This is a genomic window from Arthrobacter sp. B0316-1-20 (assembly GCF_059091865.1).
In genome coordinates this window covers 1-21388 of record NZ_JBNHHC010000011.1, presented here as the reverse complement: position 1 = coordinate 21388, position 21388 = coordinate 1, and the positions used below count along the sequence as shown (strand labels likewise).

General features: G+C 66.6%; 19 protein-coding genes. 15 read left to right on the top strand and 4 right to left on the bottom strand.

Annotated features, from left to right (window positions below; all coding sequences use genetic code 11):
* Positions 1 to 5: 5 nt before the first annotated feature.
* The 11 genes from AC5RW2_RS18665 (at position 6) to AC5RW2_RS18615 (ending at position 12306) form a co-directional block, all read left to right on the top strand.
* On the top strand, positions 6 to 503 hold the full coding sequence (locus tag AC5RW2_RS18665; RefSeq protein WP_493951803.1) for a DUF3180 domain-containing protein: 498 nt from the start codon (positions 6 to 8) through the stop codon (positions 501 to 503).
* Positions 496 to 1008 carry a PH domain-containing protein gene (locus tag AC5RW2_RS18660; protein ID WP_493963564.1) on the top strand — a complete coding sequence of 171 codons (513 nt, stop codon included), beginning with the start codon at positions 496 to 498 and terminating at the stop codon, positions 1006 to 1008. The genes AC5RW2_RS18665 and AC5RW2_RS18660 overlap by 8 nt, the downstream gene beginning before the upstream one ends.
* The gene (locus AC5RW2_RS18655) at positions 1005 to 2792 is read left to right on the top strand and encodes a PH domain-containing protein (RefSeq protein WP_493963563.1); all 1788 of its coding nucleotides are present in this window, start codon (positions 1005 to 1007) and stop codon (positions 2790 to 2792) included. Before AC5RW2_RS18660 ends, AC5RW2_RS18655 begins: the two co-directional genes overlap by 4 nt.
* Complete coding sequence (locus AC5RW2_RS18650) at positions 2776 to 3693, top strand: Rossmann-like and DUF2520 domain-containing protein (protein ID WP_493951806.1); 918 nt, start codon at positions 2776 to 2778, stop codon at positions 3691 to 3693. The genes AC5RW2_RS18655 and AC5RW2_RS18650 overlap by 17 nt, the downstream gene beginning before the upstream one ends.
* Positions 3690 to 4586, top strand: coding sequence for a pantoate--beta-alanine ligase (gene panC, locus AC5RW2_RS18645; RefSeq protein WP_493963562.1), 897 nt, complete (start codon positions 3690 to 3692; stop codon positions 4584 to 4586). Before AC5RW2_RS18650 ends, panC begins: the two co-directional genes overlap by 4 nt.
* A gap of 50 nt (positions 4587 to 4636) precedes the next feature.
* On the top strand, positions 4637 to 6154 hold the full coding sequence (gene lysS / locus AC5RW2_RS18640) for a lysine--tRNA ligase (protein WP_493963561.1): 1518 nt from the start codon (positions 4637 to 4639) through the stop codon (positions 6152 to 6154).
* A 2-nt stretch (positions 6155 to 6156) separates the two neighbouring features.
* Complete coding sequence (locus tag AC5RW2_RS18635; protein ID WP_493951809.1) at positions 6157 to 6315, top strand: hypothetical protein; 159 nt, start codon at positions 6157 to 6159, stop codon at positions 6313 to 6315.
* A gap of 220 nt (positions 6316 to 6535) precedes the next feature.
* Positions 6536 to 6868: a histone-like nucleoid-structuring protein Lsr2 gene (locus AC5RW2_RS18630; protein ID WP_493951810.1), complete on the top strand. Its 333-nt coding sequence runs from the start codon at positions 6536 to 6538 to the stop codon at positions 6866 to 6868.
* Positions 6869 to 7034: 166 nt separating this feature from the next.
* Complete coding sequence (locus AC5RW2_RS18625; RefSeq protein ID WP_493951811.1) at positions 7035 to 9533, top strand: ATP-dependent Clp protease ATP-binding subunit; 2499 nt, start codon at positions 7035 to 7037, stop codon at positions 9531 to 9533.
* Positions 9534 to 9666: 133 nt separating this feature from the next.
* Complete coding sequence (locus AC5RW2_RS18620; protein ID WP_493963560.1) at positions 9667 to 11787, top strand: S9 family peptidase; 2121 nt, start codon at positions 9667 to 9669, stop codon at positions 11785 to 11787.
* A 9-nt stretch (positions 11788 to 11796) separates the two neighbouring features.
* Positions 11797 to 12306: an amino-acid N-acetyltransferase gene (locus tag AC5RW2_RS18615; RefSeq protein WP_493963559.1), complete on the top strand. Its 510-nt coding sequence runs from the start codon at positions 11797 to 11799 to the stop codon at positions 12304 to 12306.
* A 43-nt stretch (positions 12307 to 12349) separates the two neighbouring features.
* Here the strand turns inward: AC5RW2_RS18615 and AC5RW2_RS18610 are convergent, their stop codons facing one another.
* Positions 12350 to 13318: an HhH-GPD family protein gene (locus tag AC5RW2_RS18610; RefSeq protein WP_493963558.1), complete on the bottom strand. Its 969-nt coding sequence runs from the start codon at positions 13316 to 13318 to the stop codon at positions 12350 to 12352.
* Positions 13319 to 13405: 87 nt separating this feature from the next.
* Here AC5RW2_RS18610 and AC5RW2_RS18605 point away from each other — a divergent pair, with 87 nt between their 5' ends.
* Positions 13406 to 14032, top strand: a complete 627-nt coding sequence (locus AC5RW2_RS18605; RefSeq protein ID WP_493963557.1) for a hypothetical protein — start codon at positions 13406 to 13408, stop codon at positions 14030 to 14032.
* 17 nt (positions 14033 to 14049) lie between these two features.
* On the opposite strand, the gene disA is transcribed toward AC5RW2_RS18605, so the two are convergent.
* The 3 genes from disA to AC5RW2_RS18590 form a co-directional block, all read right to left on the bottom strand.
* Entirely contained in the window at positions 14050 to 15123 is a 1074-nt protein-coding gene (gene disA, locus AC5RW2_RS18600) for a DNA integrity scanning diadenylate cyclase DisA (RefSeq protein WP_493940189.1), read from the bottom strand.
* A 105-nt stretch (positions 15124 to 15228) separates the two neighbouring features.
* Complete coding sequence (gene radA, locus AC5RW2_RS18595; protein ID WP_493940190.1) at positions 15229 to 16596, bottom strand: DNA repair protein RadA; 1368 nt, start codon at positions 16594 to 16596, stop codon at positions 15229 to 15231.
* A gap of 29 nt (positions 16597 to 16625) precedes the next feature.
* Entirely contained in the window at positions 16626 to 17753 is a 1128-nt protein-coding gene (locus AC5RW2_RS18590) for an FUSC family protein (protein WP_493963556.1), read from the bottom strand.
* Between the two features lie 274 nt (positions 17754 to 18027).
* Between AC5RW2_RS18590 and pstS the strand changes: the two genes are divergently transcribed.
* The 3 genes from pstS (at position 18028) to pstA (ending at position 21336) form a co-directional block, all read left to right on the top strand.
* Positions 18028 to 19140, top strand: a complete 1113-nt coding sequence (pstS, locus tag AC5RW2_RS18585; protein WP_493963555.1) for a phosphate ABC transporter substrate-binding protein PstS — start codon at positions 18028 to 18030, stop codon at positions 19138 to 19140.
* 154 nt (positions 19141 to 19294) lie between these two features.
* Positions 19295 to 20221, top strand: coding sequence for a phosphate ABC transporter permease subunit PstC (gene pstC / locus AC5RW2_RS18580; RefSeq protein WP_493952508.1), 927 nt, complete (start codon positions 19295 to 19297; stop codon positions 20219 to 20221).
* The gene (gene pstA, locus AC5RW2_RS18575; RefSeq protein WP_493952509.1) at positions 20221 to 21336 is read left to right on the top strand and encodes a phosphate ABC transporter permease PstA; all 1116 of its coding nucleotides are present in this window, start codon (positions 20221 to 20223) and stop codon (positions 21334 to 21336) included. The genes pstC and pstA overlap by 1 nt, the downstream gene beginning before the upstream one ends.
* The last annotated feature ends 52 nt before the right edge of the window (positions 21337 to 21388 follow it).

Here is a 21388-nt window from a genome sequence, read left to right as displayed (position 1 = left end):
GCTTCGTGAGGACCATCAGGTACCGCGCTCTGGCGACCATCGCCGTCGTCACCGCGGCGCTGGGATGGCTGGGCAACCAGGTCACCGAGCGCAACGGGCTGCCGGTGCCGTTCCTGCATCTCTCCTCGCTGGTCACGATGGCAGCCATCGCCGTCTTCACGCTGGTGCTGGGCCTGAAGGTGCGCCGCTGGCGCAACGGCAAACGGGACAAGGAACTGAATCCGGTGCTGGCGGCGCGCACGCTGGTGTTGGCCCAGGCCTGCGCCTATGCCGGTTCGCTGATCTTCGGCTGGCACGCCGGCATCCTGGTGGAACAGCTCGTCCTGCTGCTCTACCGGCCCGGCCTCGGTGCGCTGCCGTCCGTGCTGGCTATGATGGGCGGTGGCCTGATCATGGTGGTGATAGGGCTGGTGGTGGAGCGCTTCTGCAAGCTCCCGCCCGAAGACACCGACGTGGCCAAGAACAACGGAACCGAGGCCCAAGGCGAGGGGGAGTATGCCTAGCGAAGCGATCGATCCGGCAGGGGTCAGCTGGATCCGGGTCTCGCCCAAGTACATCACCGTGGAACTGATCGGCTGGGCGATCCTCACCGTGGTGGAACTCGCCGTGCTGTCTGTTCCGCTGGTCCTGATGCTGGCCGGCGTGTGGCCCGATTTCCCGGCCTGGCTGGCCTGGCTGCTGAGCGTGGGCACCCTGGTGATCCGGATCTGGATGGGACTGTTGATCCCGCGCCAGGTCAGGGCCATCGGCTACGCGGAACGGGACGAAGACCTGCTGATCCGGCGCGGCCTGTTTTTCCAGCGCGTCATGGTGGTTCCCTACGGCAGGATGCAGTACGTGGACGTTGCCGTGGGCCCGCTCCAGCGCGCCTTCGGCCTGTGCTCGGTGAAGCTGCACACCGCCAGCCCGCAAACCAATGCCAGCATTCCGGGGGTGCCGGCGGCCGAAGGCGCACGGCTGCGCGAACAACTCTCCGACCGCGGACAGGCAAGGCTGGCCGGGCTATGACCATTCCCGGCAGCACCGGGCAGGACCCGCTGCGCGGGCGGGGACCGGATGCGTCCGGCGAAGTGGTGCCGGCCTCCCAAGGCGTGCCGCTCACCCCGGACACCACCGGCTCCTGGCACCGGGTGCATCCGATTTCGCCGCTGGTGCGCGGCTGGATCGCGCTGGCGGCAATCGCCTACTTCTTTGGCCGCGACTGGTTTGAGACCGTGTTCCGCGGCGAGGAGTTCTGGGGGCTTACCGGCGGCCGCGCCGTCTGGACCGTGCTGGTCGTGGCCGGTGTTGTCCTGCTGCTGGTGGCCGGGTTCTTCCTGTCCTGGTGGTTTACCCGTTACCAAGTGACCGACGACCACGTCCGGGTGAACTCTGGCGTGCTGTTCCGCCAGCACCGCCAGGCCCGGCTTGACCGGGTGCAGGCGATCGACGTCATCCAGCCCCTGCTGGCCCGGATCTTCGGCCTGGCCGAACTCAAATTCGAGGTGGCCGACGCCGGCGAGTCCGCCGTGCGCCTCGCGTACCTTCCGCTGGCTTCGGCGCAGGAACTTCGGGCCACTATCCTGGCCCGGGCCGCCGGACTGACCAGTGCGCCGGGCCATACCCAGGAACCGGTTCCCGAGGCCCCCGAACAGCAGATCCTGGCCGTGCCGGGCAGCCGCATTGTGGGCGCCGCTCTGCTCTCCGGCACCACGGTGTTCCTTGCCATCATGCTGGCCGCGGCGGTGCTGTCCACCTTGGTGTTCGATGCCGCGTTCGGCCCGGCTCTGCTGCTGCCCGCCGCGTTCGGTGTGGCCGCCGGCTATTGGTCAACCTTCAGCACCGGCTACAACTTCCGCGCCGCCCTCTCCCCGGACGGCATCCGGCTGCGCTACGGGCTGCTGGAGACCCGGGCGCAAACCGTTCCGCCGGGCCGGGTGCAGGCGGTGGAAATCATGCAGTCGCCGCTGTGGCGGTTCAAGGGCTGGTACCGGATGCGCGTCAACGTGGCCGGCTACGGTGTCAGCACGGAGAATTCCGGGGCCCGCACCACGTTGTTGCCGGTAGGTACGCAGCAGGAAGTCATGCAGATGCTGGCCCTGGTGCTCCCGGATCCGGGCACCGAGGATCCGTTCACCGTCTTCGCCGCGGGCTTGGACGGGATCGCAGCCACCGACCAGGACGACGGCGGTGCCTCCGACGGCGGCTTTGTCACCTCGCCGCGGCGCGTGCGCTGGCTCTCTTGGCTGACCTGGCGGCGCAACGGTTTTGCCGTGACGGGCACCGCGTTGCTGGCCCGCAGCGGACGTCTGTGGCGCAGCCTCGCCGTGGTGCCGCACGAGCGAACCCAATCCATCGCGCTGCACCAAGGACCGTTGGCCCGGCGCCTGCACGTGGCCGACCTGCGGCTGCACACCACCGCCGGGCCGGTCACGCCGGTGGTCTACCAGGTCGACGCGGATACCGCCCGCCGGCTCTTCGACGAGCAGTCGGCCCGGGCCGCCGCCGCCAGGCGCCGCAGTCTTCCCGAGCGCTGGCTTGAAGCCCGACCCGACTCCACGCCCGAATCCCAGCCTGAATTCGCGCCCGAACCCCAGCCCGAATCCTCGGCCGAACCCCGGCTCGAACTCGCCCCCGAACCGCAGCCCGAATCCTCGGCCGAACCCCGGCCCGAATTCAGCAGCGGGCCGGGATCTGAGGAAACCAACGAGCGCCCGGGCGGCAAAGTCGGTCCCGGCCAGCCGGACGGACACCAACGGCCGCAGAACGGACCCCAACCGGAACAGGAGAGCCGCCATGGCGGGCAGCACTAGGCCCGGCCGGCTGGGCATCGGCGTCATCGGTGCCGGCAAGGTCGGGGCCGTCCTCGGCGCCGCGCTGCGCGGAGTGGGGCACGCCGTCGTCGGCGTTTCCGCAGTGTCAGAGGACAGCAAGGAGCGGGCGGAGAACCTGCTGCCCGGCGTGCCGGTACTGCAGATCCCGGAGATCGTTGAACGGGCCGAACTGGTCCTGCTGGCGGTGCCGGATGATGCGCTGCCGGAACTGGTGGACGGCCTTGCCACGGCCGGGGCCTGGCAACCTGGCCAACTGGTGGTGCACACCTCCGGACGCTTCGGCACCGGCGTGCTCGCGCCGGCACGGGCGAAAGGAGCCATCCCGCTGGCCATCCACCCCGCCATGACCTTCACCGGCATGAGCCTTGACCTGGCCCGGTTGAACGACTGCAGTTTCGGGGTGACCGCCGAAGCCACGGTGCTGCCGATAGCGCAGGCGCTGGTGGTGGAGATGGGCGGCGAACCGGTGGTCATCGCCGAGCGGGACCGCACGCTCTACCACGCGGCCTTGGCGCATGCCTCGAACCATCTGGTGACTATTGCGGCGCAGTCCGCCCAGCTGCTGGCCGAAGCCGGCGTGGAGCAGCCGGACCGGGTGCTCAGCGCGCTGATGCGGGCCTCCCTGGAGAACGCGCTGGCCTCGGGTGAATCGGCACTGACCGGGCCGGTGGCGCGCGGCGACGTCGGCACGGTCCGCAGCCACCACGAAGCGCTGCTGCGCCGTGAAGTGGACTCGGGCAGCACCGACATCCGGCTAGCCTACGAAGAGCTGGCCCGCGCCACCGCCCAGCGCGCCCTGGAGCGGGGCCTGCTGAAAGACGCTCAGGCCACTGAAATTTTGGACATCCTGGCCCAAACACATCCGGAGGAGAATCCGTGACCCGTCCGCAGCTGGTGGAAACCCAAGCCGAACTGAAGGAAGCCACCACCGGACTCCTGGCAGCAGCCGGGGCCGGTGGCCGGCCGTCGCTGGGCCTGGTACTGACCATGGGTGCGCTGCACGCCGGCCATGCCGCCCTGGTGCGCGCCGCGCGGCAGACGAGCGACGTCGTCGTGGTTTCCATTTTTGTGAATCCGCTGCAGTTCGGGGAACAGGAGGATCTGGACCGGTACCCGCGCACGCTCGAGGCCGATCTGGACCTGCTGGCGGAGTGCGGCGCGGACGTGGTGTTTGCGCCGGGTGTGGACGAGGTCTACCCGGGCGGTGCGCCGGTGGTCAGGATCACCGCCGGGGAACTCGGCGCGAAGTTCGAAGGGGCCTCCCGTCCCGGCCATTTCGACGGAGCGCTCACCGTGGTGGCCAAGCTGCTGCATCTCGGTTTGCCGGCCGCTGACGCGGACTACCGGACGTATTTCGGCCAGAAGGACGCCCAGCAATTGGTGCTGGTCAAGCGGATGGTGGCAGACCTGAACTTCCCGGTGGAGGTGGTGGGGGTGCCCATAGTGCGCGACGACGATGGGCTGGCTCTCTCCAGCCGCAACCGTTTCCTCTCCGAAGCGGAGCGGGAGGCCGCGCTGGTGCTGTCACGCAGCCTGGCGTACCTGCGCGGACAGGCAGACCGCCATGAAGCCCTGGACATCGACGGCGCCCTGGCCATGATCGACTCCGTGCCACAGGTGCGGCCGGACTATCTGGAAGTGGTGGACCCGTCGACCCTGGAGCCGCTGGCCTTCAACTGCCGGGAAACCCCGTTCACCGGCGAGGCCCTGGCGCTGGTCGCGGCAAAGGTCGGTCCGGTGCGGCTGATCGACAACGTGCAGCTGGGCTACTGAGCCAGGGGCGTTTGGCTGGCCCGGCCCGGGTACCGGTACCCTTAACTACCGTGACCCGCGAAAATTCCCCCACCCCACATCCCGCAGCCGAGGCTGCAGACGCCTCCGAGCAGATGCACGTGCGCATGGCCAAGCGCGCCAAACTTCTGGAACGCGGTGTGGAGGCCTACCCGGTGGGTGTGGACCGGACCCACACGCTGGCCGAGGTGCGTGAAAAGTACGGACACCTGGAGGCGGATGAAACCACCGGCGACATCGTCGGGGTGTCCGGGCGGGTGGTCTTCATCCGCAACACCGGAAAGCTTTGCTTTGCCACCTTGCAGGAAGGCAACGGCACCCGGCTGCAGGCCATGCTGAGCCTGGCGAACATCGGCGAGGAAGCGCTGGCGGACTGGAAGGCGCTGGTGGACCTGGGCGACCATGTGTTCATTCGCGGCGAAGTCATTAGCTCCAAGCGCGGCGAGCTGTCCGTCATGGCCGACACCTGGCAGATGGCCTCCAAGGCGCTGCGACCCCTGCCCGTGCTCCATGCTGGCCTTAACGAAGAGACCCGCGTGCGGCAGCGCTACGTGGACCTGATGGTCCGCGACGAAGCCCGGCAGATGGTGTACACCCGGGCGGCCGTGATCCGTTCCATCAGGGACACCCTCCACTCCCACGGTTATGTGGAAGTGGAGACGCCCATGCTGCAGCTGATCCACGGCGGCGCCACGGCCCGCCCCTTCGAAACGCACCTGAATGCGTTCAACCAGGACATGACCCTGCGCATCGCCACCGAGCTTTACCTCAAGCGTGCGGTGGTCGGCGGCATTGACCGGGTCTTTGAACTCGGCCGGATTTTCCGCAATGAAGGTGTGGACTCTACGCACAGCCCGGAATTCACCACGCTGGAAAGCTACGAGGCCTATGCCGATCAGTTCGTGATGGCCGACCGCATCAAGGAGATGATCCTTAATGTGGCCGACAGCTTGGGCACCCGCGTGCTTGAAACCCCGCAGGGCACCATCGACCTTAATGGAGAATGGCGCTGGCTGGGGGTCTACCCGGGATTGTCCGAGGCGGTGGGCCGGGAAATCACCCCGGAGACCGGCGGCGATGTGCTGCGCCACATCGCCGACGAGCACGACGTGAAGATCGATCCCAAGTGGGATACCCAGAAAACAGTGGTTGAGTTGTTCGGCGAAATCGTCGAGCCCACCCTGCTGCAGCCGACCTTCGTCTACGATTATCCGCCCGCGGCGCAACCGCTGGCGCGAAACCACCGGGATAAGCCGGGGCTGATTGAAGCGTGGGATCTCATTATCGGCGGAATGGAACGCGGTACAGCGTTCTCCGAACTGATTGATCCGGTGATCCAGCGCGAACGCCTGACCGAGCAGTCCCGCCTGGCAGCGGCCGGCGACGAAGAGGCCATGCAGTTGGACGAAGACTTCCTGCGTGCCCTCGAATACGGCGCCCCGCCGATGGGTGGCATCGGGCTGGGCATTGACCGGTTGGTGATGCTCTTCACCCAAGTCGGAATCAGGGAAACCATTCTGTTTCCGCTGCTGAAGCCGGAAGTGGGTTAAACATGGAATATCTGTGGGTACTCGCGCCGTCGCTTGGCGTCGGACTCCTGTTCTATTTCGTGATGAAAGCCATATTCAATGCCGACCGCAAAGAACGCGAAGCATTGGCGGAGGCGGAGCGTGAAGCCGATAGGCGCGGCGCCGAAGACGGCACCGAATAGAGGCGGACAACCCCGGACGATTTCGATCGTCTGGGGTTTCTCCTTTAAGCACTACAGCTAATGTGGTTTGGGCTACATTATCATCAAACCGATATTGCCCATGCAGGATTCTCTCGACTTTTACTAATCTGTCCGTATTGCCTTCAAATGGAGTGTGCGCAATAATCAATTTGGCTTGGTAATCCCGGCCAAATAGATCCACTCACTAAAGGAGCCTTCCGTGGCGCAAGAAGTAAAAATCATTCTGGTTGACGATCTGGATGGTGGCACGGCGGATGAAACGATCCGCTTCAGCATGGATTCCAACAGCTACGAGATTGATCTTTCTTCAACGAATGCCGCGGCCCTTCGCGACGCTCTTAAGCCGTACATTTCCGCCGGTCGGAAGATTCCTTCCCGTGGTGCAAGGGCCGGCAAGCCGGCCAGCAGCACCCGCAGCCAGGATGCCTCGGCAATCCGGGCTTGGGCGCGGGACAACGGCTACAACGTCAGCGACCGCGGTCGCGTGCAGTCTGAGATCATCGAGGCCTACAAGGCCGCCCACGGGGGATAACGGGCGGCCCGTTCCCTGACGGGCACATCGATCGGCGGGGCGGACAGTCAACTGTCCGCCCCGTTTTGCGCTGTTCCGGCAGGGCATTACCCCTAGGGCGAACAGACCTCCCAAGAGGCAGTCGGGCACGTAGCATCAAAGTACGCAGTAGCTAGGAGTGTGCGAGATGTTTGAGAGATTTACCGACCGTGCCCGTCGCGTTGTCGTGCTGGCTCAAGAAGAAGCCCGCATGCTCAACCACAACTACATCGGCACCGAACACATCCTCCTGGGTTTGATCCACGAGGGTGAGGGCGTTGCCGCCAAAGCACTGGAGTTCCTCGGCGTCTCCCTGAACGGCGTTCGTGAGCAGGTGCAGGAAATCATCGGCCAGGGCCAGCAGGCTCCGAGCGGTCACATTCCGTTCACGCCGCGCGCCAAGAAGGTCCTGGAGCTGTCGCTGCGCGAAGCCCTCCAGCTTGGCCACAACTACATCGGCACCGAGCACATCCTGCTGGGCCTGATCCGCGAAGGCGAAGGCGTGGCCACCCAGGTGCTGGTCAAGCTGGGCGCGGACCTCAACCGCGTGCGCCAGCAGGTCATCCAGCTGCTCTCCGGCTACCAGGGCAAGGAGCCGGTCACCGCCGGCCAGCAGCAGGAGGGTACTCCTGCCGGGTCCGTCGTGCTGGACCAGTTCGGCCGCAACCTGACCCAGGCCGCGCGTGAATCCAAGCTCGACCCGGTGATCGGCCGCGAGCATGAGATGGAACGCGTCATGCAGGTGCTTTCCCGCCGCACCAAGAACAATCCGGTGCTGATCGGCGAGCCCGGCGTCGGCAAGACGGCCGTGGTTGAAGGCCTGGCCCAGGCCATTGTCCGCGGCGACGTGCCCGAGACCATCAAGGACAAGCAGCTCTACACGCTGGACCTGGGGTCACTGGTCGCCGGTTCCCGCTACCGCGGTGACTTCGAGGAGCGGCTGAAGAAGGTCCTGAAGGAAATCCGGACCCGCGGCGACATCATCCTGTTCATCGACGAGATCCACACGCTGGTCGGGGCGGGTGCGGCCGAGGGCGCTATCGACGCCGCGTCCATCCTCAAGCCAATGCTGGCCCGCGGCGAACTGCAGACCATCGGTGCCACCACGCTGGACGAGTACCGCAAGCACATCGAGAAGGACGCCGCGCTGGAGCGCCGGTTCCAGCCAATCCAGGTTGAGGAACCGTCCGTGGAGCACGCCGTGCTGATCCTCAAGGGCCTGCGTGACCGCTACGAGGCGCATCACCGGGTGTCCATCACCGACGGCGCCCTGGATGCCGCCGCTCATCTGGCGCACCGCTATATTTCCGACCGTTTCCTGCCGGACAAGGCCATCGACCTGATCGACGAGGCCGGCGCCCGGCTGCGCATCCGCCGGATGACCGCTCCGCCGGAGCTCAAGGACATCGACGAGCGCATTGCCCAGCTGAAGAAGCAAAAGGAATCGGCCATCGATGCCCAGGACTTCGAGGGTGCCGCCACGCTCCGGGACCAGGAGAGCAGACTGCAGGACGAACGGGCGGAGAAGGAACGCGCCTGGAAGTCCGGCGACCTGGATGAAATTGCCGAGGTCGACGAGGACTTGGTGGCCGAAGTGCTGGCCAATTCCACCGGTATCCCGGTGTTCAAGCTGACCGAGGAAGAGTCCAGCCGCCTCATGCACATGGAGGCCGAGCTGCACAAGCGCGTGATCGGCCAGGACGAGGCGATCAAGGCGATCTCGCAGGCGATCCGGCGCACCCGCGCCGGCCTGAAGGACCCCAACCGCCCCTCCGGCTCGTTCATCTTCGCCGGACCGACCGGTGTCGGCAAGACCGAGCTCGCCAAGGCCTTGGCGGAATTCCTCTTCGGTGAGGAAGACGCGCTGATCACCCTGGATATGTCCGAGTACTCGGAGAAGCACACCGTCTCGCGGCTTTTCGGTGCCCCTCCGGGCTACGTCGGCTACGAAGAGGGCGGGCAGTTGACCGAGAAGGTGCGCCGCCGCCCGTTCTCCGTGGTGCTCTTCGACGAGGTGGAGAAGGCCCACGCGGACCTGTTCAACTCGCTGCTGCAGATCCTTGAGGATGGCCGCCTCACGGACAGCCAGGGCCGTGTCGTGGACTTCAAGAACACGGTGATCATCATGACCACCAACTTGGGCACACGGGACATCTCCAAGGGCGTCATGACCGGCTTCCAGTCCGGCACGGACACGAAGACCGGGTACGAGCGGATGCGCGCCCGGGTCCAGGATGAGCTCAAGCAGCACTTCCGGCCCGAGTTCCTCAACCGCGTTGACGACACGGTGGTCTTCCCGCAGCTGAGCGAGGAAGAGATCGTCCAGATTGTGGATCTGTTCGTCGAGCGGCTGCGCAAGCGGCTGACTGACAAGAACCTCAAGATCGAGCTGAGCGATCCGGCCAAGGTGCTGCTGGCCAGCCGCGGTTACGATCCCACGATGGGTGCCCGTCCGCTGCGCCGGACCATCCAGCGGGAGATTGAGGACCAGCTCTCGGAGAAGATCCTCTTCGGCGAGTTCCATCCCGGCGAAACCATCCATGTGGACGTCGACGGCGAGGGCGATGAGGCAACGTTCGTCTTCACCAGCACCGGCGCCCCCAAGGCGATCGAGGAAGTTCCGGACACCCCGGCCCTGTCCCAGTAGCCAGCACTGCGAACGGAGGACCCCGGCTTCGGCCGGGGTCCTCCGTGTTAACCGTCCGGACGCGCGGCGGTGCGCCGAAAGCGATTTGAACCGCAATCTGTGATCCGTGGCACAAGTAGTGTTTACTGAATCCATGAGTTCTGAAGCACTTACTTCCGATATGCGGTCGGAGGCACCCCTCCAGCCGGCTCCAGCCACCCCCTTCCGCGACCTCGACCGCTACATCGCACTGCCGCGGCTGGGGTCGCTGGCGCTCAGCCCGGACGGCAGCCGGCTGGTTACCTGCGTCAGCGTGCTGAACTCCGCCGCCACCGAATACGTCTCGGCCCTCTGGGAGGTCGATCCCGCCGGTGAGCGCCCTGCCCGCCGGATCACCCGCAGCTCCAGAGGCGAGTCCGGGCCAGCCTTCGCCCGCAACGGTGATCTCTACTTCACCTCCGCCCGCCCAGGTTCCGATGATCCCGCTGAAGAGCCGGTTCCGGCACTCTGGCGCCTGCCGGCGGCCGGGGGCGAAGGCCGAGTGGTGCTGTCGCGTCCGGGCGGCGTCGCCGCGGTGCGCTGTGCCCGCGAAGCAGACACCGTGGTGGTCGATGCCCAGGTCCTCAGAGGTTCCGACGATGAAGAGGGCGACGCGAACCTGCGGACCGCCCGCAAAGACAAGAAGGTCTCCGCGATCCTGCACTCGGGGTATCCGGTGCGCTTCTGGGACCACGACGTGGGACCGGGGGAGAAGCGGCACTTCGTCCTGCAGCAAGCCGCTGATGAAGCACCGGCGACCCTGACCGTGGATGACGAGCCGAGCGGCAGCCTGCGCAACATCACGGACTGGGCCGGCAATTTCCTGATGGAAACCGCGGCGGAGCTCAGCCCGGACGGCACCACCCTGGTAGTCAACCTCCGGCAGCCGCGTCCACGAGGAGACGCCCGGAGCGTTCTGGCCGCGGTGGACACAACCACCGGCGGGCGGCGGATCCTGCTGGAAAGCCCTGACACCGACTACTCGCCCGGTCCGGTCAGTCCGGACAACGGAACCGTGGTGGTGGTCTGCGAATCCGTCTCCGGGCCGGATAAAATTCCTTCGGTCCGCCTGGCGCTGCTCCCGCTGGCCGGCGGCGAGCTGCGTCCGCTGGCCGCGGACTGGGACCGCTGGCCGCACCCCGCCGCCTGGCTGCCCGACGGATCGGGCCTGCTGGTGACAGCCGATGACGGCGGCCGCGCTCCGTTGTTCTGCATCGACGCGAGCACCGGCTCGGTGCGCAAGCTGACGCACGACGATGCGGCGTACTCCGACGTCGTGGTCAGCCCGGACGGACGGTTCGCCTACGCGCTGCGCAGCTCCTACCTGTTTCCGCCGGAGCCGGTGCGCATTGAGCTGTCCTCCGGGGACACCACCCTCCTGCCCGCGCCTGCGCCCCGGCCGGAACTGGGCGGACGGCTGGAAGAGATCACGACGACGGCCGGCGCCGATGGCGCGCAGGCCCCGGTACGCGCCTGGCTGGCGCTGCCTGACGGCGCTTCCGCGCAGAACCCTGCGCCGCTGCTGCTGTGGGTGCACGGCGGCCCGCTCGGCTCGTGGAATGCGTGGAGCTGGCGCTGGTGCCCGTGGCTACTGGTGGCCCAGGGCTACGCCGTGCTGCTGCCTGACCCGGCTCTCTCCACCGGCTACGGGGACGACTTCATCCGCCGGGGCTGGGGGCAGTGGGGCCAGGCGCCGTACACAGACCTGATGGCGCTCACCGACGCCGCCGTGCAGCGGGAGGACATCGACGGCTCCCGGACGGCCGCTATGGGTGGTTCCTTCGGCGGCTACATGGCCAACTGGATTGCCGGGCACACCGACCGGTTCCGGGCCATCGTCACCCACGCCAGCCTCTGGGCACTGGACCAGTTCGGCCCGACAACTGACGTCTCCCCGTATTGGGAGCGGGAGATGACCCCGGAGATGGCACTGGAGAACTCCCCGCACTTGCATGTGCAGAAGATCAACACGCCGATGCTGGTGGTGCACGGGGACAAGGACTACCGGGTACCGATCGGCGAGGGGCTGCGGCTCTGGTACGAACTCTTGTCACGGTCGCAGCTGGCCGCGGGAGAGGACGGGGAGACGCCGCACCGGTTCCTGTACTTCCCCGACGAGAACCATTGGGTGCTCTCACCGCAGCACGCCAAAATCTGGTACTCCGTTGTCTGCAACTTCCTGGCCCGGCACCTGCTGGACCAGGAAACGGAGCTGCCGGCCGAACTGGGGCTTTAGACTGACTGGGTGACCGACGCCTTCAAGATCCGACCCGCCCGCACCTCCGACGTCGCGCATATCCGCCGCCTGGTGAAACCGCTGGCCGATGAGCGGGTGCTGCTGGAGAAGGAAGCGGTGGCGTACTTCGAAGGCATCCAGGAGTTTCGGGTCGCCGAGACGCCGGAGGGCGAAGTGGTGGGCTGCGGCGCCGTGCACGTCATGTGGGAAGACATTGCCGAGGTCCGCACGCTGGCCACCGCGGCGCACTGGCGCGGCAGGGGAGTGGGCCACGCCTTGCTGGATGAACTCATTAGCGCCGCCAAGGAGCTGGGCGTCAGCCGCGTGTTCTGCCTGACCTTCGAGGTGGACTTCTTCACGCGGCATGGTTTCGAAGTGATGGCCGACCAATCGGTGGTGGATCCGGACGTGTATTCCGAACTGCTGCGCTCAACCGACGAAGGTGTGGCCGAGTTCCTCGACCTGGCCCGGGTCAAACCCAATACGCTGGGCAACACCCGGATGATCCGCAAGCTGTGACCGGCGGGCGCGCTCCCGGCGGAAACGCACCGGCTCCGTCCGGTCAGCCGGGAAGACTGATGCCGCCGCATGCCGTGACGGCCAGCCCGTCCGCCAGCAGCCCGTCCAGGGCACGGGCCAACTGTTCCTCGCCGGCCGGCAGGGCGCGAAGCGCCGCCAGGGGCCTGTGGTAGCCAGCGGGCAGGGCCGCCAGCTCAAGGGTGCCCAGCAGGATCTCGCGCGGAACGGATGATTCCGCTTCGCGCAGGACGGCCATCATGGCGCCGCGGACCTGCCGGTCGGTGCCCGCCCAGGCCTGCCCCTTGGGTACGTAGTGGGCTTCCGGACGCCCGGCTGCCACCCAGGCGCAGCGGTCCATCACCGGGCAGGCGTCGCACCGCGGCGACCGCGCCGTGCAAACGAGGGCACCAAGTTCCATGGCGCCGGCGTTCCACTCTTTGGTGCCGCTGGCCGGCATCAATTCCTGCGCCAGACGCATCTCGGCGGCGCTGAGCGTTGGCGCGGGGAGGGCAGCGCCGGTCACCAGCCGGGCGTGCACGCGGCGGATGTTCGTGTCCACCACGGTTTCCGGCAGCCCGAATGCGAAGGATGCCACCGCAGCTGCCGTGTAGGTTCCGACGCCGGGCAGTTCCAGCAGGCTGCCGTGGTCGTCCGGCACGCGGCCGCCGTGCCGGTCCACGATGGCAGCAGCTGCGGCATGCAGGCGCAGCGCACGGCGGGGATACCCCAGCCGTCCCCAGGCCCGGACTGCTTCGCCGGCCGAATCGGCGGCGAGGTCGGCCGGGCGGGGCCAGCGCTGCATCCACTGCTCCCAGACCGGCAGCACCCGGACCACAGGTGTCTGCTGCAGCATGAATTCGCTGACCAGGATGCCCCACGGGTCGCACTCCGGGCGACGCCAGGGCAGATCCCGGGCGCTGGCCGCAAACCAGTCGCGGACACGGCGGTGCAGCAGGCCGGCTTCTGCCGGTTCGATTGAAAAAGCCGGAGCGGCGGCGTCGGGACGGGGCATGGAACTCCTACGGTGTGACCAACCAATACTGTACTGCCCGGCGTGGTGGTGACTGGCCGGGCCGCTGCGGTCTCTTAACCTTGAGGTATGGCAGGCAGCGGCACATCCGGCGGGCGCGGACGGGGATCATCCGTCCGGCGGCCCAGCCCTGCAGTCTACCGCCGCCGGCGCCTGGTGGCGCTGGCCTTGGCCGTGCTGGTGGTAGCCGCCATCGTGGCTGCCGGATCCTGGGTTGCCAGCCTGGTGGGAGTGGGACAGGAAGAAGCCCCCGCCGAGGCGGCCCCGGCGGCAGTTCCCAGCTCCCCTGCCCCCAGCCCCGCAGGCACTGCAGGCTGTGAAGACTCAGACGTGGTGGTGCGTGCCCAAACCGACGCCCCGGCTTACGGAAGCGGGGAGAACCCCACGCTGATTTTGGAAGTGGCGAACAAGGGCAAGAGCCCCTGCGAAGTCAACGTCGGTACGGACGCGATGGAATTCTTGGTCACCAGCGGCGACGATCGCATTTTCTCCTCCGCGGACTGCCAGGTGGACGCCGAGGCGTTGATGATGACCCTTGAGCCGGGCATGAGTGAGCAGGCGCGCTTTACCTGGGAGCGGAACCGGACCGCGCCGGGCTGTACCTCGGTGGAAGCCAAACCGCAGCCGGGCACCTACGTCCTGACCACCAAGCTGGACAAGAAGTCCAGCAAGAAAACAGTGTTCGAACTGCGTTAGCGCAGTCCCCGGGGAACCTAAAGGAACCGGTCCAGCAGGCTGGTTTCGGCAATCCGGGACAGGCCCTCGCGGATCACGCGTGCCCGCTGCTCGCCGATGCCGTCGACGGCCATCAGGTCGTCGATGTTGGCGGCCATCAACGACTGCAGGCCGCCGAAGTGATCCACCAAACGGTCAGCCACCGCCCGCGGCACCGACTTGACCCCCGCCAGCAACCGGTAGCCGCGGGGCTGGACCACGGCGTCCAGTGAGTCCTGGCCGGGCTGGATGCCGACCACGCTGGCGACCCGGCCCAAATCGATCAGATCGTTTGACGTGAAACCGCGCAGTGTCTTGAGCGCGGTGTCGACGTCGATGCCGCCTTTAATTTCGGCGTAATCGCGCAGAATCATTTCACTGTCCGGACCCAGCCCCGAGGTCAGCTCGTCCAGTTGCAGCGAGAGCAGCCGGCCGTCCACGCCGAGCTCGAGTACGTATTGGGAGATCTCGTCGGAGATGCGGCGGACCATTTCCTGCCGCTGCAGCGTCACCGCCACGTCCCGCACGGTGACCATGGCCTCGATCTCCAGCGCGGACAGCGAGCCGGTGACCTGGTCCAGCCGGGCGCGGTACCGCTCCAGAGTGGCCAGCGCCTGGTTGGCGCGGGCGAGCACCGGCTCGGAGCCCTCCAGGACATGCCGGATGCCTTCGACGTACAGTGCGATGATCTGCATGGACTGGCTGACCGAAATCACCGGCAGCCCGGTCTGGATGGCGACACGTTCGGCGGTGCGGTGCCGGGTGCCCGACTCCTGGGTGGCAATGGACGGGTCCGGGACCAGCTGCACGGCGGCCTTGACGATGGTCCCCGCGTCCCTGTCGCAGACGATGGCGCCGTCCATCTTTGCCAATTCACGAAGTCGGGTGGGCGAGAACTCGATCCCGATGTCGAACCCGCCGCTGCTGATCCTTTCCACCTGCTGGTCGTAGCCGAGCACGATGAGCGCGCCGGTACGCCCACGGAGGATGCGTTCCAACCCGTCACGCAGCTGGGTTCCCGGAGCTACACGGGCCAGTGTCGCCTTGAGGGCGTCCTCGGGGCTCTTGACCATGTGGGCGTTTCCTTAGGGCAGGCGGGCATGGGAGCGGGGCCGCCGTCCGGACAGCCTCAGGCTCCATGATAATGCCGGATCCCGGCTATCCTTCTCCCCGGGCGTTCAGCGGAACAGCGTGGACAGCGCTTCGGAGACGGTGTGAACCTCCTTAACCGTGAATCCGGCCGGAACCTGGCCTGTTCCATCCGGGGAAGCCGGAACGATGGCGTGCGTGAACCCGAGCCGTTCGGCTTCCTGGATCCGCCGTCCGATTCCCGGCACCGGCCGCACCTCGCCGGCCAGGCCAACCTCGCCGAAGGCGATCAGTTGCGCCGGCAGTGGCTGGTTGGTTTTTGCGGAGGCGATGGCCAGCACGGTGGCCAGGTCGGTCGCCGGTTCGCTCAGCCGGACTCCGCCAACCGTCGCTACGTAGCTGTCGTCCTTGTGCAGCGACATGGAAGCGCGGCGCTGCAGCACGGCCATCATCATCGCCACGCGGGAAGAGTCCAGCCCGCTGGTGGCTCGCCGCGGTTGCGCGTTGGAGGTCTCAGCGAGCAGGGCCTGCACCTCCGCCACCAGGGGCCGCCGACCTTCGAGCGTGACGGTGATGCAGGTGCCGGAGACCGGGTCCTTGGTCCGGGAGACGAACAGGCCGCTCGGGTCGGTCAGCCCCTCGATGCCACCCTCCGTCAGATCGAAACAGCCGACCTCGTCGGTGGGGCCATAGCGGTTCTTAACCGCGCGCACCAGCCGCAGCCGCGAATGCCGATCGCCATCGAACTGGCACACCACGTCCACCAGATGTTCAAGCAGCCGCGGCCCAGCGATGGAGCCATCCTTGGTCACATGCCCCACCAAAATGGTAGTCATGCCCTTGGTTTTGGCGGCGTTGATCAGCGACGCCGCGACCTCGCGCACCTGCGTCACCCCGCCGGCAGCGCCTTCCACCGCACTGCTGCTGAGCGTCTGGACCGAATCGACGATCAACAGCGACGGCTGCAACTGCTCCACATGGCCCAGCGCGATGCCCAGGTCCGTCTCAGCGGTCAGATAGAGGTTGTCCGCCACGGCGGAGATCCGTTCGGCCCGCAGCTTGACCTGGGCCGCAGACTCCTCGCCGGTCACATACAACACGTCGCGATCCTGCCTGGCCACCCGTGCCGCGACATCGAGCAGCAGCGTGGACTTGCCGATGCCTGGCTCGCCCGCCAGCAGGATAACCGCCCCCGGCACCAGACCGCCGCCGAGCACCCGGTCCAGCTCGCCCACCCCGGTGGCGCGGAAGGCGGCGTTCGTGGCATCAACGTCAGCGATCCGTTCGGCCGGCCGGGAGACCGCCGCCGCAGCCGTGGTGCGGGCCGCCACAGGGGTCGCCTCTTCAACTGTTCCCCATGCCTGGCACTCGCCGCAGCGCCCCACCCATTTTGCCGTGCTCCAGCCGCACTCGGCGCAGCGGTAGGCAGGGGATTTGGAACGGGTCTTGGTGCTCATGCACCCAGCGTATCCGGGGCGAAAGACAATCAGAGTTTGGGCAAGTAGGACGCGGCGTCGTCGTGGCTGAGACCGGCAGCCTCGAGCAGATCCACCATCAGCGGCCGGAAGACCAAAACCAGGCCCTCTCCTTCCATGGTGGCTATGCCCAGATGCTTGGGGTGCAACCGGGTGGCGATCTCGGCCAGATCGTTCCTGGCCCCCGAGAGCCGACGCTCGCGCGCTCCGGAATCGCGGTCGGAGAGGCCTTCGGCCAGGATTTCGACGGCTTCGGCTGTTTCTTGCAGTACTTCGGAGAAGGCTTCGATCGCTTCGTCCGTCATGGCCGCGTGGTTGATCACGGAGGTTAAGCGGCGGGAGAAAACCCGGCTATTGCGCATGGCCAGATCGGCCATCTCCGCCGAATCCTGCAGGTCCCCCACTTCATCGCGGTGGCGGCGGTAGGCCAGGGAGATCCGGGCAACCTCCCGCGCCGAGGAGAAGCTGCCGCGCACTTCGTCGATCAGCGGCTGGCTGGCCCGCGCCCGGACCAGTGCGTGCCATGCCTTCGTGGAGTCGCTCTGTGCCAAGGCATCTGAGCACTCGCGCAGCACTCCGGACAGTTCGTCCAGCAGTTTCTGCAGGTGCGAGCGTGGTTCCGAACGCGGGTCACCGGGAATCAGCATGGTCACGATCAGCGCGAAGGCCCCGCCGATGACGGCGTCCAGGCTGCGGGTGAAGGGTCCGCCAACCGGCGCGGGCAGCAGCACCACCAGCACCGACTGCAGCGCCATCTGGGTAGTGAAGATGGTGCCGCTGTCCAGAAACCTGGCCAGCAGGATGGAGACCAGCAACACCAGGGCCGCCTGCCAGATGCCGGGGCCGAGGAAGTGCAGCAGCAGGTCGCCGACGGTGATGCCCAGCGTGCAGCCGATGGCGACTTCGAGCACTTTGCGCACCCGTGGTCCTTTGGCGAAACCGAGCGCGATGATGGACGAGGTGGCTGCGAACAGCGGGCCCTGGTGGCCCAGCACCTTCTCGGCCACGACGTAGGCGGCGACGGCGCAGAAGGTGATCCGCAGCGCGGGCATGAACGAGGACTTGCTGCGGCTGAAGCCGGCGCGCCCTCGCCTGCGCAGGAAGGACCGGGCCTCTGTCAACCGGGTGCCTGCGCTCATGCTCTCAGTCTAGGCGGGGCCGATCGGAGATTCTGCCGGACCCCGATCGTTGCGCCGGAGTCTCCTGGCTGAACCGGGGTCCTTAGTATGAGGCCGCTCACGAAGGCAAGGCCTGCACGCGGTTCGTTAGCAAACGGTCCGGTGTTGTTCACTTTGCGTTCACTTTAGTCGTGCACATTCTTTACGTGGCGCCCATAGCGTCAAAGGAGCACGACACGGGGGCGGAAACGTCCGGTCGTCGTGATCCGTTCTCACCCTGAAAGGGACCATACTCGTGAAGGCAATTCGCATCGGCCGCGCGGCCGCCGTCCTCTCCGTTGCAGTACTGGCACTGACCGCATGTGGCTCGGACAACGCCACCGGAAACCAGCCAGCTGCCGGCAGCACCGAGTCCGCGTCGACCGTTTCCGGCACCCTGTCCGGTGCCGGCGCTTCCTCACAGGATTCCGCCATGCAGGCCTGGATGGCCGGCTTCACCGCGAAGAACCCAGAAGCCAACGTGCAGTACTCTCCCGATGGCTCCGGCGCCGGCCGCGACGCGTTCCTCGCTGGCGGCGTGCAGTTCGCCGGCTCGGACGCCTACCTGGACGACGAAGAGTGGAAGCAGGCCCAGGAGGTCTGCGGCCCCGACGGCGCGATGAACATCCCCGGCTACGTCTCCCCGATCGCCGTTGCCTTCAACCTCAAGGGCGTTGACTCGGTGAACATGGACGCCGAGACCATCGCGAAGGTCTTCCGCGGCGAGATCACGAAGTGGAACGACGAAGCCATTGCCTCGCAGAACGAGGGCGTCGAGCTGCCCGATACGGCCATCACCGTGGTGCACCGCTCCGACGAGTCCGGCACCACCGAGAACTTCGTGGAGTACCTGTCCGCCGCCGCCGGCGATGTCTGGACCGACGAGGTTTCCGGCGACTGGCCCGCCAAGCTGCAGGCCGAGAACGCGCAGGGCACCTCCGGCGTGGTCTCCACCACCACCGCCACTGACGGCGCCATCACCTACGCGGACGCTTCCGCAGTGGGCGGACTGGGCACCGTGAAGGTCAAGGTCGGCGACGAATACGTCGAACTCAGCGCCGAGGCAGCCTCCAAGGCCGTCGAGGTAGCCACCCCGGTTGAGGGGCGCAGCGACGTCGACATGTCCCTGGACCTCAAGCGCGACACCACCGAGTCCGGCGCCTACCCGATCGTGCTGGTTTCGTACCACATCTACTGCTCCACTTATGCTGATCAGAACACCGCAGACCTGGTCAAGGCCTTCGGCAGCTACGTGATCAGCGAAGAAGGACAGAAGGCCGCCCAGGATTCGGCCGGCAACGCTCCGATTTCTGAGACCCTGCGCGAGCAGGCCCAGAAGGCTATCGACTCCATCTCGGTGAAGTCCTAATCCTTAGCGAGTCCCGGTTGGCCCCGCGCCGTCGCAATTTTGACGCGCGGGGCGCAGCCGTGTTCCGGCCCGGCAAGATTGCCGGGACGGGGCGAACCAGCAAGACTGGCAGAACCGCCAGACGAAGTACAGAAGGAACCCGAAGGGTTGTGAAGTGTCCCAAACATTGACCGAGACAGGCAAAGGCCGGGCCGGCGACAAGGTCTTTTCCGGACTGACGCTTGCCGCAGGGTGTCTGATCCTCTTTGTGCTGTTCTGCGTGGCGGCGTTCCTGCTCTGGCAGGCTCTGCCGACGTTTGGGGCGGACGCCGCGGCGATCACCGGCGGAAAGGGCTTCTGGGCCTACATCTGGCCCATCGTCATCGGCACCTTGATCGCCGCGGTCATTGCCTTGGTGTTGGCCACCCCGGTGGGAGTGGGCGTGGCCCTGTTCATCTCCCATTACGCGCCGCGCCGGCTGTCCAACGGCCTGGGTTACGTGGTTGACCTGTTGGCCGCCATTCCGTCGGTGGTCTACGGCGCCTGGGGCATCGCGGTCCTGGCCCCGGCATTGGTTGGGCCCTACACCTGGCTGGCAGAAAACGCCGGCTGGATCCCGATCTTCGAAGGCCCGGCCAGCCAGACCGGCAAGACCATGCTGACGGCCGGCATCGTGCTGTCCGTGATGATCCTGCCGATTATCACCTCGCTCAGCCGCGAGATCTTCCTGCAGGCACCCAAGCTCCATGAGGAGGCCGCCCTGGCCATGGGGGCCACCCGCTGGGAAATGATCAAGATGGCCGTCTTCCCGTTCGCCCGGCCCGGCGTGATCAGTGCCGTGATGCTGGGCCTGGGCCGCGCGCTCGGCGAAACCATGGCGGTGGCTATGGTCTTGTCCGGCGGCGCGCTGATCCCCAGCCTGATCAAATCGGGCAACCAGACCATCGCCGCGGAAATCGCGCTGAACTTCCCGGAAGCGTACGGTTTGCGGCTGTCCGAACTCATCGCCGCCGGCCTGGTGCTGTTCCTCATCACCCTGGCCGTGAACATGATCGCCCGCTGGATCATTAGCCGGCACAAGGAATTCTCGGGAGCCAACTAATGCCCACATTGCTCACTGACGCCCCCGCGCCGACCAAGCGCAATACACTCACCAAGAACCAGATGCCCGGCTGGGCCATCTGGGCGGTCGCAGCAGGCTCGCTCGTTCTCGGCGCGGCGCTGTCCTCGCTGACCGGCTTCAACCTGGTCTCCTGGGCACTCTTCTCGGCCGTGATCTTCGTGATTGCCGGCTATGTGGTCACGCTGTCGGTGGAGGGTTCCCGCAAGGCCAAAGACCGCTTCGCCACCAACCTGATCTTCGCCGCCTTCATCATTGCCGTGGTGCCGCTGATCTCGGTGATCTGGACGGTGCTGCAGAACGGCATCGCCGGACTGAGCTACAACCTTGTCTTCACCTCCATGAACGGCATGACCGGCATGGTCGACAACGACACCGTCGCCAACGGAACCGAGGTGCTCGGCGGCGCCTACCACGGCATTGTCGGCACGCTGCTGATCACCATGTGGGCCACCATCATCTCGGTCCCGATCGGCCTGCTCACGGCGGTCTACCTGGTTGAATACAGCAAGGGCGGCCCGCTCTCGCGCGGCATCACGTTCTTCGTGGATGTGATGACCGGCATCCCGTCGATCGTCGCCGGCCTGTTCGCCGCCGCGCTGTTCGGCCTGGTTTTCGGGCCGAGCACCCGCACCGGGTTCGTGGCCGCCGTCGCGCTCTCCGTGCTGATGATCCCGGTGGTGGTCCGCTCCACCGAGGAAATGCTCAAGATCGTGCCGAACGAACTCCGCGAGGCGTCCTATGCGCTGGGTGTGCGCAAGTGGCGCACCATCCTGAAGGTGGTCGTGCCGACAGCGATTTCGGGCATCGCCTCCGGCGTCACCCTGTCCATTGCCCGCATCATCGGCGAGACCGCCCCGCTGCTGGTCACCGCCGGCTTCGTCAACAGCATCAACTGGAACGTGTTCGGCGGCTGGATGACCACGCTGCCAACCTACATTTACCGCCAACTGATGAACCCGACCTCGCCCACCAATGTGGATCCCAGCATGCAGCGCGCCTGGGCGGCGGCGCTGATCCTGATCATCTTCGTGATGCTGCTGAACCTGATTGCCCGGCTGATCGCCCGCATCTTCGCCCCCAAGACCGGCCGCTGAGCCAGAACCAAAGAGAAGGAACCCCATGTCCAAACGCATCGACGTCAAGGAC

What these genes read in the sequence shown, in the direction of transcription:
- pstA (WP_493952509.1), top strand. Translation starts at nt 20,221, where the DNA reads ATGCCCACATTGCTCACTGACGCCCCCGCGCCGACCAAGCGCAATACA.
- AC5RW2_RS18650 (WP_493951806.1), top strand. Translation starts at nt 2,776, where the DNA reads ATGGCGGGCAGCACTAGGCCCGGCCGGCTGGGCATCGGCGTCATCGGT.
- AC5RW2_RS18655 (WP_493963563.1), top strand. Translation starts at nt 1,005, where the DNA reads ATGACCATTCCCGGCAGCACCGGGCAGGACCCGCTGCGCGGGCGGGGA.
- AC5RW2_RS18590 (WP_493963556.1), bottom strand. Translation starts at nt 17,753, where the DNA reads ATGAGCGCAGGCACCCGGTTGACAGAGGCCCGGTCCTTCCTGCGCAGG.
- AC5RW2_RS18660 (WP_493963564.1), top strand. Translation starts at nt 496, where the DNA reads ATGCCTAGCGAAGCGATCGATCCGGCAGGGGTCAGCTGGATCCGGGTC.
- radA (WP_493940190.1), bottom strand. Translation starts at nt 16,596, where the DNA reads ATGAGCACCAAGACCCGTTCCAAATCCCCTGCCTACCGCTGCGCCGAG.
- AC5RW2_RS18625 (WP_493951811.1), top strand. Translation starts at nt 7,035, where the DNA reads ATGTTTGAGAGATTTACCGACCGTGCCCGTCGCGTTGTCGTGCTGGCT.
- AC5RW2_RS18610 (WP_493963558.1), bottom strand. Translation starts at nt 13,318, where the DNA reads ATGCCCCGTCCCGACGCCGCCGCTCCGGCTTTTTCAATCGAACCGGCA.
- disA (WP_493940189.1), bottom strand. Translation starts at nt 15,123, where the DNA reads ATGGTCAAGAGCCCCGAGGACGCCCTCAAGGCGACACTGGCCCGTGTA.
- AC5RW2_RS18635 (WP_493951809.1), top strand. Translation starts at nt 6,157, where the DNA reads ATGGAATATCTGTGGGTACTCGCGCCGTCGCTTGGCGTCGGACTCCTG.
- AC5RW2_RS18605 (WP_493963557.1), top strand. Translation starts at nt 13,406, where the DNA reads ATGGCAGGCAGCGGCACATCCGGCGGGCGCGGACGGGGATCATCCGTC.
- AC5RW2_RS18620 (WP_493963560.1), top strand. Translation starts at nt 9,667, where the DNA reads ATGAGTTCTGAAGCACTTACTTCCGATATGCGGTCGGAGGCACCCCTC.